Consider the following 12,463-nt stretch of genomic DNA (forward strand, 5'->3'; position numbering starts at 1 on the left):
ATAAGAAGATATAAAGTGATTAAACAATACACTAGAACTGTGTTTTTTGTGCTGTTTTGTTTATTTTTAAGTGCAATAAGTACCCAAGCCTATGCTTCTATTAACGATTATGTGGTTAAGCAGTGGAGCACTTTAGATGGCCTTTCATCTCAATCTCTGAGAAGTGTTGTACAAGATAAACAAGGTTATATTTGGGTTGGCACACAATTTGGGTTGAGCCGATTTGATGGGCAACAATTCACTAATTTTACCACTTCAAACTCAGATTTCTTACCCAGTAATGCTATTAATAAGCTGCTTTTAGATAATGAAGGTTTATTATGGGTTGGTACCAAAAAAGGTGTTGTAAGGCTTAATACTCAATCATTAAGCTTTACGCGTTACAATGTTAAAGGCCCTGTTAGAGATCTTTTAGAAGATCACGAAAATCGTATCTGGATTGCTGCAAATGGTTTATATTTATTTTCGCAAAATAAATTTAAATCTTTAAATCAAATCATTAGTGGTATTTCTTCAAATCAAGACTGGGTTGACCCTCAAGGTCTCTATCGTTCAGAGAGAGCCTCGCAAAAAGCCATTAGTCAATTAATCGGTTCTGTTAATAAAATGGCTTTATCACCAGATGGTATTTGGCTGATTAATAATCGGTTTTTATTACGATTAACACATTTAATAAGTGATTCAAGTGCCGCTTTACGTTTAGAAATTACGGCTAAAGTTGCTTTACCTGAAAGGCTTGGCCAAGCCGTTGTTCATGATCTTTCTTGGATTGATGGTAATTTATATCTTGCTTCTGAATTAGGTGCTTATTTTCTTGATTTTTTAGGGGCTGACTTTTTAGATGTGGCAGAAAAGTTAAGACCTTTCTCCTTACCGAATATAAATAATACAGCTGTCTATAAATTTATGAGTGATGCCGATGGTGTATTGTGGGTTTCTACTTTTGGACGACTATTTTATAAAGGGAGTTCAGGGCAATGGCAATGGGTTAAACCAACTCAAGTAGGGCAAAACATTTGGTTTTCAGATATTTATCAAGATCGTAATAAAAATATTTGGTTAACCAGTTTTAGTGAAGGCTTATGGAAAGTACATGCTGGTAATATTAAACGCCATAAAACAACTGCTGGTACAACTGAATCAATAATGGCAGTAACGCTGTCACCTGATGGCGTACTTTGGGCCGCGACTCAAAGTGGGGTGGGTTATTTTGATGCCAATAATGAGTATGTTAATGAAATTCCTATGTCTAAATTAGGTAGAACAGCTATCCACGATATGTTTTTTCAAGGTGCTAAATTGTATTTAGGTACTGATAGAGGGGTACTTTTTTATCAAAATGGCGAAATAAAAGCCATTTCAGGTAGAACTTTACGTTATAACCCTGTCTTTGCTTTGGCGCCTGCAAGTAAAGGGGGTATGTGGATTGGAACGGCAAGAGGCCTTTTTCGCTTAGCGTATACGGGCTTAAAGCCTTTTGTATACAATGCTTTTCTGGATAGTAAGTTTATAACATATGTACTCGATAAAGGTGCATATAGTTGGCTGGGAACGAGTAAAGGTGCATATTATTTTACTGATAAAGGTATTGAACCCGTTGGTAGTTCAACTGATCTTGAAGGAGCTTATGTCACCAGTATTTTAGAGGTTAATAATGTAGGTACTTTTATTGGTACTTTGAATGATGGTCTGTTTTATCGCGATTCAAAAAAACAGTGGCGCCAATTTGATATATCTAATGGTTTGCCTTACGGGCCTATTTTTAGTTTATATTTTGATGAAAAATTACACTTGCTTTGGGTCAGTACGCTAAAAGGAGTTTATCGTTTGCCTGTTGAGCAATTTCCTCAAGCTTTAGATAGTTTACAGGTAGAGCGGGTGATTACTTCTTTTGATCGTCAACTTGATGGTAAACCAAGTCAATGTTGCTCAGGAAATGGACATGATGCTGTTGTCGATAAAAGTGGCTCTTTATGGTATCCAAGCTTAAAAGGTTTAGTTGAAGTTCCCAAAAATATAGAGTTATTCGGTTCTGAAGCATTAACACCACATATAGAAAGCCTAACAACAGATAACAGATTGATAGGGCTAATTAACTCGACAGATACTGTGTTAGAAACGGATGAACGTGATATCACTATAAAATATACTGCAATTGATTTTTACGCCCCTGAAAGTATAGAGTTTAGGTATAAATTGTCAGGGTTAGATACTGATTGGCGGTATGCAAAAATGCGTCGAGAAGCGATTTATACTAATTTATCACCTGGCAAATTTAACTTTGAACTATCGGCGAAACGTTTAAGTGAAACCTGGGATAAAGCGGTTAATGTTCAGTTAGCATTTGTAGTACCTAAACGTTTTGATGAAACGGTTTATTTTAGACTTATGATTATTTCACTTTTTATTTTAGTGTTTTATTTATTATTTTGGATTTATCGTGCTCAAGAACGCAGAAAACAAATTGAACTTGAAAAGCAAGTGAAAACACGAACACAAGAACTCAAAGCTGCAAATGATAAATTAAATAATGCCAACTCCCAGTTAAAAGAAGTTAGTCATAATGATGAATTAACAGGGTTAAGAAGCAGAAGGTTTTTATTTGATCAGTTACCGAAAGATATTGAACATTTTCAACGAAACAGAGTGAGCATCGAAGAACAAGGGAAAGCACTTGCGTTGCTTATAATTAATTTAGATGACTTTAGTCGTATCAATGATACATATGGACCAATGGCCGGAGATAGTTGCTTACAGCAAGTTTCAGCCTTACTTAACAGTAAAACACAAGGCTCAGATTATATTGTTCGTTGGAGTGGAGATGAGTTCTTATTACTTTTAAGGGATATGAAGCGAGATTCTATTACACAATATGTTGAAAGTTTATGTAAAGCAATTGCTGAACAAGACTTTAAATTACCAAGTGGCAAGTCTATTAAATTAACAAGTTCTATGGGTTGGGGTTTTTACCCCCTACCTTTGCTTGGCGGACAAATTATAGGTTGGGAAACCTCTATCAATATTGCAGATCTTGCATTGCACCGTGTCAAAGATAATGGTCGAAATGGTTATGCAACATTTACATTTGATGAACAATTAGATGCTTTTGAATTTGAGAACAGTGAAAATATTGAAAAACAACTTAATAATCTATTAGATACTGGGTTAGCTAAACTCAATATCTGGCAACTTTAGTGTATTGGTAGTACAAAAAAGGTTAGCAAATAAAGCTAACCTTTTTTGTATTAGTTACACATCAACCTTTAATCAACATAAAATTTTTGTTGGAACTTTAAATTTTTAAATTCTTTACCCTGATTTATTTCTAACTCAAAACGATATGTTTCTTCATTACGATATTTTATGGGTGCTATATAGTATACCGAATCGCCTTCAACGACTTCTTTAAACTCTAAATTAATGACATGGCCAATTAAGTTTTTAGCAACACCTTTAATTTTTACTTTTTGTGCGGGTGTATCTTTTACGCGATTATCTAATACTGAAATATTAACGACTCCTGCATAGTTACTTCGCTCTATACCATAATGTTTTGCTATTTTAGGCTGCAAAAAAGTGGAAGGAAAAGCGATGTAATGGACATCCCAATTACCCAGAGTTTTAAACTGTCCGCCTTGATCACTTGCGTTAATGTTGAAAGATAATATGAATAATGTGATAAATAACACAGTGATCTGGTTGATCTTTACCATGGTGAATCTCCATCTATGATATGAGGTATTTTGTCATTTTAAGCATTAAGTGGTTGATCTTAATTAAACAAAAATAGGAATTATCTTATAATTATAGTAACAGCTTTTCGTTTTAGTATATTAATTTTCTTAAAATTAAAAGAGAGCTAAAGCCCTCCTTCATTGATTGTAATGATTACTTTATTATCTAAACAAATCTAAAAATAAAATTTGTAAAAACTGAATGCTAATAATTAAGACCAAGACTGATAAGTCTAGACCACCAATGGGTGGGATAATTTTACGAATTGGCTTTAACATAGGTTCTGTTAACTGGTGAAATACTGCTTCCATTGGGTTATAGCCTTGGCTTACCCAGCTTAATATTGCACGAATAATTAAAACCCAAAAAACTAAGTTTATAGCTTCTTTGATTAAAGTGACTACTGAGCCTAGTAAAGCATTGACTGGATCCCAGGCACTATACATCATCAACATAATAACGCTAACTTTAGCGAATGCGATGATAAACCCTAAAACTAATGATGCTATATCTATGCCAGCAAAACCGGGAATAATTTTACGTAAAGGATTCACTAAAGGTGAGGTCGCTTTTACAATAAATTGACTTAAAGGGTTGTAAAAATCGGCCTTGGCAAGTTGTAGCCAAAATCGAAGTAATACCACCATTAAAAATAAATCAAAGGCGATTTCAATTAAAAATTTAAATGCATTCATTGGTTACCTATTTTGCTAAATATGATCAAAGATTAAAGTTCTTTTTCCATTTCTTTTGCTCTGTTGATGCATTTGTCCATGGCATCAGATACATCCTGAATTAATCCACTCTCTTTAAAATGCGCCAATGCGGCTGCTGTTGTACCATTTTTTGATGTTACATTTTCACGTAAGGTTGAAATAGGAATATTTTGTGATTCAACCATTTGTGCTGCACCTAGTGCTGTTTGCTGAACGAGTTGCCTAGCTTGTTCATCGTTAAAACCTAATGCTTTTGCTTTTTTCTCTATCGCTTCCATAAATAAGAAGAAATATGCAGGAGATGAACCTGTTACAGCAATAATATTATTAATATCAGATTCTTTTTCTAACCAGGTTACTATGCCTGTATTTTCAAATATTGCTTGAGTGAAAGCTTTATCATCATCAGTTGCATCTTGTGCATAAAGACCTGAAACACCCTTTCCTAATAAAGAAGGTGTATTGGGCATACAACGGATTATGCTTACTTTTTGACCTAACATTTGTTGCAATCTGTCAATGGTTATACCTGCTGCCACTGAAATAAATAATTTATTACTTAGATCTATATCTGAATCTGCAAAGGTTTGGCATAAATCAGCCATAACTTGTGGTTTAACACTTAATACAATTACATCTGCTTTTGCTAATGCGATAAGGTTATCTGCTTGAGTTTCAATTGATAATTCTTTATGTATATGTGCTAACTTTTCAGGGTTGCGATTAGTTGCAATTATCTGTTTTTTATCAAAACCGTTTTTGATCATGCCGCTGATAATTGCGTAACTCATATTACCTGTGCCAATAAAGGCAATGCTTCTATTTGTCATTTATAAACTCGTTTTAACTTCTTGCGCCAAAAATATCCGTGCCGATTCTTACCATAGTTGAGCCAGCTGCAATAGCGGGTTCAAGATCAGCACTCATGCCCATAGATAAAGTATCAATATCTTTATATTGGGTCTGAAGTGCCTCAAAGCAAGTTTTTAGCATTGTAAAGTCTTCAATTTGTTGTTCTACAGTTTCTTTTTTAGCAGGAATAGCCATTAACCCTCTGAGTTTTAAATTATCTAAGGTCTTTATACTTTGTGCTAAGTTGTTAACCTCCTCAATTGAGCAACCAGATTTGGATGCCTCATTACTGATATTGACTTGTATTAAAATATTCAGAGGCTTTAAATTGCTGGGCCGTTGCTCATTTAATCGTTTTGCTATTTTTAACCTATCAATACTTTGCACCCAATTAAAATTTTGTGCGATTAATTTGGTTTTATTTGATTGTATTGGGCCAATAAAATGCCATTGAATATCATTAAGATGGGCCATTTTTTCAATTTTTTCAACTGATTCTTGTACATAAGATTCACCAAATTTTCTGTGACCTGCTTCATATGCATCTAAAATAAGACTTATTGGTTTAGTTTTACTAACGGCAAGCAAGGTAATACTTTGTTCTGAGCGGTTAGATTTATTTGTCGCTTGTTTGATTCTACCGTAGGCGGAATCGAGTCGTTCTGCTATTGTAATCATATAGTTATATCAAATTTATTAGTTTTCGGAGTTTACCTTATGGATATTACCGAATTATTGGCCTTCAGTGTGCAACATAATTCTTCAGATTTACATTTATCGTCAGACGTCTCTCCTATGATCAGGGTTGACGGTGATGTGAGACGAGTCAATATTCCTGCATTAGAAGCCAAAGATGTTAATGGTCTAGTTTATGACATTATGAGTGATAAACAACGTAAAGAATACGAAGAAAACTTAGAATGTGACTTTTCATTTGAAGTTCCTAATTTAGCACGCTTTCGTGTGAATGCTTTTAATACAAATCGAGGCCCTGCGGCTGTATTTCGTACAATCCCGAGCGAAATTTTATCTTTGGAAGACTTGGGGGCTCCTGAAATATTTAAAGAAATTTCAGATAATCCGAGAGGCTTGGTTTTAGTTACTGGACCTACGGGGTCAGGTAAATCGACAACTTTGGCTGGCATGGTTGATTATATTAATTCAACTAGGCATGACCATATATTAACAATCGAAGATCCTATTGAGTTTGTGCATAAAAATAAACTGAGTCTGATTAACCAAAGGGAAGTACATAGAGATACTAAAAGTTTTAATAATGCACTTAGATCAGCCTTGCGTGAAGATCCAGATGTAATACTTGTAGGTGAGCTACGTGACCTTGAGACTATTCGACTTGCAATGACTGCAGCAGAAACTGGGCATTTAGTATTTGGTACCTTGCATACTACTTCTGCACCAAAAACCATTGACCGTATTATTGATGTATTTCCTGCGGCTGAAAAATCTATGGTGCGCTCTATGTTATCGGAGTCACTAAGAGCGGTTATTTCACAAACCTTGTTGAAAAAGACGGGGGGAGGTCGTGTTGCAGCCCATGAAATTATGATAGGTATTCCAGCGATCAGAAACCTAATTCGTGAAGATAAAATTGCGCAAATGTATTCTTCAATTCAAACCGGAGCAGGGTTTGGGATGCAGACGATGGATCAATGTTTAGGTAATTTACTTAATAGGGGAATTATTAGCCAAGCGGCGGCGGCGGCCAAAGCACATGATAAATCTCAATTTGGTGCAACTGGAGGAATGTAATGAATATTGAAAGTTTAAATCATTATCTGGCTAAAATGTGTGAATTAGAGGCTTCTGATGTTTTTATATCAAGCCATTTACCTGTCAGTGCAAAAATTAATGGTGAACTGACGCCATTTGATGAACACAGTTTAACCGAAGAAGAGTCTTTATCTTTGGTTGAATCTGCAATGAGTGAAAAACAAAAAACAGAGTTTCATTCTACCAAAGAGTGTAACTTTGCTATCGCGACAGATGAAGGACGGTTTAGGATCTCTGCTTTTTGGCAAAGAGATAAAGCTGGTATGGTTATTCGTCGTATTGTGACAACGATACCTGACGTGACTGATTTAGGATTGCCTTCAGTACTAACTGATTTAATAATGGCAAAAAAAGGTTTAATGCTATTTGTTGGTGGTACAGGTACTGGTAAGTCGACTTCTTTAGCTGCGTTATTAGGCTATCGAAACCGCAATCATAAAGGCCATATTTTAACAATCGAAGACCCTATTGAATTTGTGCATGAACATGAAAAAAGTATAGTGACACAAAGAGAAGTCGGTTTAGATACAGACAGCTTTGACTCCGCTCTTAAAAGCTCATTACGCCAAGCACCGGATGTTATTTTGATAGGGGAAATCCGCTCCCAAGAAACCATGGAGTATGCGCTGAGTTTTGCTGAAACTGGGCATCTATGTGTTGCGACCTTGCATGCGAATAATGCAAATCAGGCAATTGACCGTATTATGCATTTAGTACCAAAAGAAAAGCATGACAAATTGAAATATGATCTCGCACTTAATTTACGAGGCATCGTTGCACAGCAATTAATTCCTACCTCTGATGGCAGAGGGCGTGTGGCGGCAATTGAAGTTATGCTTAATTCACCCATGATAGCTGAGCTTATTAAAAAAGGTGATATAGGAGGGATTAAAGAAACGATGTCTAAATCTCGTGAAATGGGTATGCAAACATTTGATCAGGCATTATTTGATCATTATCAAAATCAAAAAATTAACTATGCAGATGCATTGCATCATGCAGATTCACCAAATGACTTAAGGCTAATGATAAAACTCAGAAATAACGATCAACAAGGTGCGGGCTTTCTACAAGGTGTCACTGTAGATGGACTAGGTGATGACGAGGTTTAGTCATTCTCTGATTTAATTGACTAAATAAAAGCTCATTTTACAATGAGCTTTTATTTTTAACGGGAAATGGAATTGATTTAAAAAATATTAAAGTGGAAGTTTTAAATAATTACGACCACTGACTTTCAAAAAAACTTTCTAAGATTAATTTAGCAGACATATTATCTATATTCCCTTTTTTGAGATTTTTATAACCTCCTTGTTCAAAAAGTTGCGCTTTTGCATCAGCTGTTGTTAAACGTTCATCTTGTGTTTCAACAGGCAAACTGTGCTTATTATGCAAACGATTAGCAAATTTTTTCGCCTGAAAAGTCACTTCTTGATTAGTGCCATCCATGTTTAAAGGTAAACCTACAACAATTAAATCAGGTAACCATTCATCAACAATTTTTTTTATCTCATCCCAGTTAGGAATACCATCTTGGGCTTTTATAGCGCGTAGAGGCGTTGCTGAACCCGTTACTTCCTGCCCTATAGCCATACCTATGCTTTTAGTCCCAAAATCAAAACCTAAGACCGTACGTTGACCTTTCTCTTTTAATTGGCGTTTCGCCATTATTACCTCAGTGTATTTTGACTGTTTAATCAGGCATGCCCTGCTTGATGACTTAGTTTATTAATATCTATCCCGAGCATTTCAATTGCTTTTTCCCATTTTAAATGTGAAGGCGTATTAAAAAGTATCTCAGGATCAGCTTCAATGGTAAGCCAGGCATTATCCATCAATTCTTGCTCTAATTGTCCAGAACGCCAACCAGCATAGCCTAAAGATATTAAAAATTGCTCGGGGGCTTGAGGCGTTGTTAAAGAGGTTAAAACATCTTTAGATGTTGTGATCATTATTTTATCAGTTAACTTTAAGCTAGACTGATAACCTTCTTTGGGAGCGTGTAATACGAATCCTTGTTCTTGCTGAACTGGACCCCCTGCAAATACGGTGACATTGGCCGCATTAGTTTCTTTATTGTTATCGATTTTTATTTGATCTAATAATTCCCCAACAGTTAAATCTATGGGTTGATTAATAACTAAACCCATAGCTCCTTCATTGTTGTGCTCACAAATATAAGTAACCGAGTGCCTAAATGCAGGATCTTGCATATTTGGCATAGCAATAAGAAAATGATTTTCAAGAGATTGCATTACACTGACCTCGATAATGATATTTTATGATTCTAGTCTACGTTCAATAGCATCAAATAAAATGCCTGTAATTGAAATATCAAAAGCAGCCTGAATTTCTTTAACACAGGTTGGTGCCGTAACATTTATTTCGGTTAACTTATCACCAATTATATCTAAACCTACAAAAATAAGTCCTTTTTCTTTTAATGTTGGTGCAATTGCTTGTGCAATTTTGAGATCTGACTCTGTTAATGGGCGCGCTTCTCCACGGCCACCAACAGCTAAATTCCCTCGCGTTTCACCATTTTGAGGAATACGTGCTAAACAATATGGTATTACCTCTCCATCAACAACTAATACCCGTTTATCACCTTGTTTTATTTCTGGTATATAATTTTGTGCCATGGCAAATTCATTGCCATGTTTTGTTAAAGTTTCACATATAACGCCTAAATTCGCATCATCTTTTTTTACTCTGAAAATTGATGCGCCGCCCATACCATCAAGGGGTTTTAAAATGATATCACCATGTTCATCTAGAAAGCTACGAATGTGTTTTTGATTACGCGTCACTAAGGTATCGGGTGTAAACTCACTAAACCAAGCTGTAAATAACTTTTCGTTGGCATCACGTAAACTTTGTGGTTTATTTACTATAAGTGTTCCTGCAAGTTCTGCACGTTCTAAAATATAAGTTGCGTATATATATTCGGTATCAAAAGGTGGATCCTTACGCATTAAAATAACATCTAAATCCGCAAGGGCGATACTGTGTTTTTCTTCTAAATTGTACCAGTGACTTTCATCTTCAAAAACTTGTGCTTTAGCTGCAGTTGCAAAAGCTTGGCCTTTACGTAAATAAAGATCATCCATTTCCATGTAATATAATTCGTAACCGCGGTTTTGTGCTTCTACCATCATGGCAAAACCGGTATCTTTTTTAATGTTAAAACCTGAAATTGGGTCTGAAATGATCCCGAGTTTAATGCTCATGGTGTTGACCTTGTTATTTTGTTAGAGATTTTGAATTAAAATTTTACTTGTATAAAAGTATATGGGGCTAGTTTATAAAAAAACTAGCCTTCACTTTTTGGGGGACTTTAAGCTAAGTCACCAAACTCTAATTGCAATGCACTTAATACGGTTAATGCGGCTGTTTCAGTACGTAATACCCTTGGACCTAAACGAATATCTATAAAACCACTATTTTTAGTCTTTATCATTTCAGCGTCGGTGAACCCACCTTCAGGGCCGACTATAAAACGTAGGCCTGCCATGGGGTTTGGGATTGTTTTTATACTGTGTTCAGCCCTTGGGTGTAGCGTGACTTTCAACTCATCGGATGCTTGTTCTAACCATAAATCTATTTTTATTGGTTCATGTATTTTTGTTACAAAATTTCGACCTGATTGCTCTGCTGCTGCAATTGCTATTTTTTGCCATTGTTGGTGTTTTTTTGCTAAACGTTCACCACTGAGCTTTACGCCACATCGTTCAGTAAAAATAGGGGTGATTTCTGTCACTCCTAATTCAACAGACTTCTGGATAGTAAAGTCCATTTTATCGCCACGAGAAATACCTTGTCCTAAATGAATTTTTAAAGGAGATTCAACATCTTTATTAATAAACTCTATTACTTTAACTGAAGCTGTTTTTTTATTGACTTCAACAAGTTCACATAAGTACTCACCTCCATCACCATTAAATAAACTGATTTTATCGCCTATGCCCATTCTTAAAACGCGTGTGATATGCCCCGCGGCATCAGAACATAAGGCTAAGGTTTCATGTAAGCTAATTTCGCTTGATTGATAAATGTGTGGAATGCGCATGCTTGCTTTTGATCTATATAAAATGGTGATTGATATTAATGATACATATTTCTGTTTGGTATATCTATTTAGGAATTATGAAGGAAGATGAAAGTCATATTAAATACTCATGCAGCATATTTTGCATGAGTATTTAATTGTGAAATTTAGGCTTGGTCGAAGTGATATGCTAAATGTTGATGGAAGCGAATTGCAATTTCTTCGTGATCTGGCGTCATTTCTAGTTCTTTAGCCATCATACGCAGTGATTTATCAACGGTTTCCATAAATTTGGCAAACCCTTTATCTTCAATATCAGCTTGAGTTGCAGCAAAAATGATTTGTACGTAATCAACTAAATGATCATCATTCCAGTTACAGTAAAACTCATTTTTAGGTTTGACAGGATCAAAACCTAGCATTTGTAATTCACCTACTCTTTGTTCTGGTTTATTAGAACTGTTCCGTATAATAGGTGTTAAACCATTTGCAATAAAAGCACCATTTTTTAAGTTGTAGTGGTGTGCTGAATTAACGCAGGCATCGCTCAACATTTGATAAAAATTACCGTAGTTTTGCTCTCCTACTAAATTAACCTTGCCACGTTTTAATAAACGGCGTGAGACTGGCATGCTAGCAACAACATAACTCATAGTATCGTTTTGTTCAGGTAAGTTAACTTCTGTTGCTTTATAACGGTTTTTAATGAGCCTTAAAGTATGGCCATTAGAACCTTCAGTGCCTTTGTCTTTTGCGAATAAATCATATGTTAAATGCTGATGATCACGTAAACGGACTGCACTCGCATCTACCCCTACCTCTGATAACAATTTTGTGAGTGTTTTTCGTACTTTTGCATGGTAACTGGCTGCGCTGGTGCGAATAGAGTCACCTGAAGCTAAAAATAATAATGATATTTTTTTTGCGCGCACAGCACCATCAAAATGAGATTTATAGGATTGATGGTATTCTGGGTTATAAAAAATCAGCATTTGCTGATCTGTTTCCCAATATCGGATTTCTTGATTAAAACGCACTCTTGGTAGTTTATCATTAGCAATAAAGTGCACATTATCAATGTCAGTTTCTTCACATACAGTGAAAAGTTGCTCTGAGAACTTTTGATAAAAAGCTTGCCAAGGTTTTAATTTATCTGAACTATCGTTAGTTTCAAAGCGCTCAAGTAAATCATCTGTTATTTTAAATTCAGCTAATAAAAATTGGTTATAACGAGAATTAGATGGCAAATAAACTTTGCTGACTTTACTACGATGACGACGAATAGACATTGTTGATCCTTAATTGATGATAAGCACATTTT

At 35.4% G+C, this 12,463-nt stretch carries 12 protein-coding genes; 3 read left to right on the forward strand and 9 right to left on the reverse strand.

Going from position 1 to position 12,463, the window contains the following annotated elements; genetic code table 11:
• Nucleotides 1-15: 15 nt before the first annotated feature.
• Nucleotides 16-3,195, forward strand: coding sequence for a ligand-binding sensor domain-containing diguanylate cyclase (locus BM088_RS00790; RefSeq protein ID WP_245763721.1), 3,180 nt, complete (start codon nucleotides 16-18; stop codon nucleotides 3,193-3,195).
• Between the two features lie 68 nt (nucleotides 3,196-3,263).
• On the opposite strand, the gene BM088_RS00795 is transcribed toward BM088_RS00790, so the two are convergent.
• The 4 genes from BM088_RS00795 to BM088_RS00810 form a co-directional block, all read right to left on the reverse strand.
• Nucleotides 3,264-3,713: a DUF4426 domain-containing protein gene (locus tag BM088_RS00795; protein ID WP_091978860.1), complete on the reverse strand. Its 450-nt coding sequence runs from the start codon at nucleotides 3,711-3,713 to the stop codon at nucleotides 3,264-3,266.
• Nucleotides 3,714-3,896: 183 nt separating this feature from the next.
• The gene (locus BM088_RS00800; protein WP_091978862.1) at nucleotides 3,897-4,430 is read right to left on the reverse strand and encodes a YggT family protein; all 534 of its coding nucleotides are present in this window, start codon (nucleotides 4,428-4,430) and stop codon (nucleotides 3,897-3,899) included.
• Nucleotides 4,431-4,462: 32 nt separating this feature from the next.
• Nucleotides 4,463-5,281, reverse strand: coding sequence for a pyrroline-5-carboxylate reductase (gene proC / locus BM088_RS00805; protein ID WP_091978864.1), 819 nt, complete (start codon nucleotides 5,279-5,281; stop codon nucleotides 4,463-4,465).
• A gap of 13 nt (nucleotides 5,282-5,294) precedes the next feature.
• Nucleotides 5,295-5,981 (reverse strand): YggS family pyridoxal phosphate-dependent enzyme, encoded by a 687-nt coding sequence (locus BM088_RS00810; protein ID WP_091978866.1) that lies wholly within the window; start codon nucleotides 5,979-5,981, stop codon nucleotides 5,295-5,297.
• Nucleotides 5,982-6,020: 39 nt separating this feature from the next.
• Here BM088_RS00810 and BM088_RS00815 point away from each other — a divergent pair, with 39 nt between their 5' ends.
• Both BM088_RS00815 and BM088_RS00820 read left to right on the forward strand, forming a co-directional pair.
• Nucleotides 6,021-7,073, forward strand: coding sequence for a type IV pilus twitching motility protein PilT (locus BM088_RS00815; RefSeq protein ID WP_091978868.1), 1,053 nt, complete (start codon nucleotides 6,021-6,023; stop codon nucleotides 7,071-7,073).
• On the forward strand, nucleotides 7,073-8,206 hold the full coding sequence (locus BM088_RS00820; protein ID WP_091978870.1) for a PilT/PilU family type 4a pilus ATPase: 1,134 nt from the start codon (nucleotides 7,073-7,075) through the stop codon (nucleotides 8,204-8,206). The genes BM088_RS00815 and BM088_RS00820 overlap by 1 nt, the downstream gene beginning before the upstream one ends.
• 109 nt (nucleotides 8,207-8,315) lie before the next feature.
• On the opposite strand, the gene ruvX is transcribed toward BM088_RS00820, so the two are convergent.
• The 5 genes from ruvX to BM088_RS00845 form a co-directional block, all read right to left on the reverse strand.
• A complete protein-coding gene (gene ruvX, locus BM088_RS00825; protein ID WP_091978872.1) occupies nucleotides 8,316-8,762 on the reverse strand; it encodes a Holliday junction resolvase RuvX in 447 nt (148 codons plus the stop codon).
• 29 nt (nucleotides 8,763-8,791) lie between these two features.
• Nucleotides 8,792-9,349, reverse strand: a complete 558-nt coding sequence (locus tag BM088_RS00830) for a YqgE/AlgH family protein (RefSeq protein WP_091978873.1) — start codon at nucleotides 9,347-9,349, stop codon at nucleotides 8,792-8,794.
• 24 nt (nucleotides 9,350-9,373) lie between these two features.
• Nucleotides 9,374-10,324 (reverse strand): glutathione synthase, encoded by a 951-nt coding sequence (gene gshB, locus BM088_RS00835; protein WP_091978875.1) that lies wholly within the window; start codon nucleotides 10,322-10,324, stop codon nucleotides 9,374-9,376.
• Between the two features lie 107 nt (nucleotides 10,325-10,431).
• Nucleotides 10,432-11,163, reverse strand: a complete 732-nt coding sequence (rsmE, locus tag BM088_RS00840) for a 16S rRNA (uracil(1498)-N(3))-methyltransferase (protein WP_091978877.1) — start codon at nucleotides 11,161-11,163, stop codon at nucleotides 10,432-10,434.
• 146 nt (nucleotides 11,164-11,309) lie between these two features.
• Nucleotides 11,310-12,431 (reverse strand): DUF3083 family protein, encoded by a 1,122-nt coding sequence (locus tag BM088_RS00845; RefSeq protein ID WP_091978879.1) that lies wholly within the window; start codon nucleotides 12,429-12,431, stop codon nucleotides 11,310-11,312.
• Nucleotides 12,432-12,463 lie beyond the last annotated feature (32 nt).

It is taken from the genome of Pseudoalteromonas denitrificans DSM 6059 (assembly GCF_900112265.1).
Classification (GTDB): Bacteria; Pseudomonadota; Gammaproteobacteria; order Enterobacterales; family Alteromonadaceae; genus Pseudoalteromonas; species Pseudoalteromonas denitrificans.

Bases quoted from the DNA above. Each gene is read 5' to 3' on its own strand.
- BM088_RS00795 (WP_091978860.1), bottom strand. From the start codon at position 3,713: ATGGTAAAGATCAACCAGATCACTGTGTTATTTATCACATTATTCATA.
- BM088_RS00800 (WP_091978862.1), bottom strand. From the start codon at position 4,430: ATGAATGCATTTAAATTTTTAATTGAAATCGCCTTTGATTTATTTTTA.
- proC (WP_091978864.1), bottom strand. From the start codon at position 5,281: ATGACAAATAGAAGCATTGCCTTTATTGGCACAGGTAATATGAGTTAC.
- BM088_RS00810 (WP_091978866.1), bottom strand. From the start codon at position 5,981: ATGATTACAATAGCAGAACGACTCGATTCCGCCTACGGTAGAATCAAA.
- BM088_RS00815 (WP_091978868.1), top strand. From the start codon at position 6,021: ATGGATATTACCGAATTATTGGCCTTCAGTGTGCAACATAATTCTTCA.
- BM088_RS00820 (WP_091978870.1), top strand. From the start codon at position 7,073: ATGAATATTGAAAGTTTAAATCATTATCTGGCTAAAATGTGTGAATTA.
- ruvX (WP_091978872.1), bottom strand. From the start codon at position 8,762: ATGGCGAAACGCCAATTAAAAGAGAAAGGTCAACGTACGGTCTTAGGT.
- BM088_RS00830 (WP_091978873.1), bottom strand. From the start codon at position 9,349: ATGCAATCTCTTGAAAATCATTTTCTTATTGCTATGCCAAATATGCAA.
- gshB (WP_091978875.1), bottom strand. From the start codon at position 10,324: ATGAGCATTAAACTCGGGATCATTTCAGACCCAATTTCAGGTTTTAAC.
- rsmE (WP_091978877.1), bottom strand. From the start codon at position 11,163: ATGCGCATTCCACACATTTATCAATCAAGCGAAATTAGCTTACATGAA.
- BM088_RS00845 (WP_091978879.1), bottom strand. From the start codon at position 12,431: ATGTCTATTCGTCGTCATCGTAGTAAAGTCAGCAAAGTTTATTTGCCA.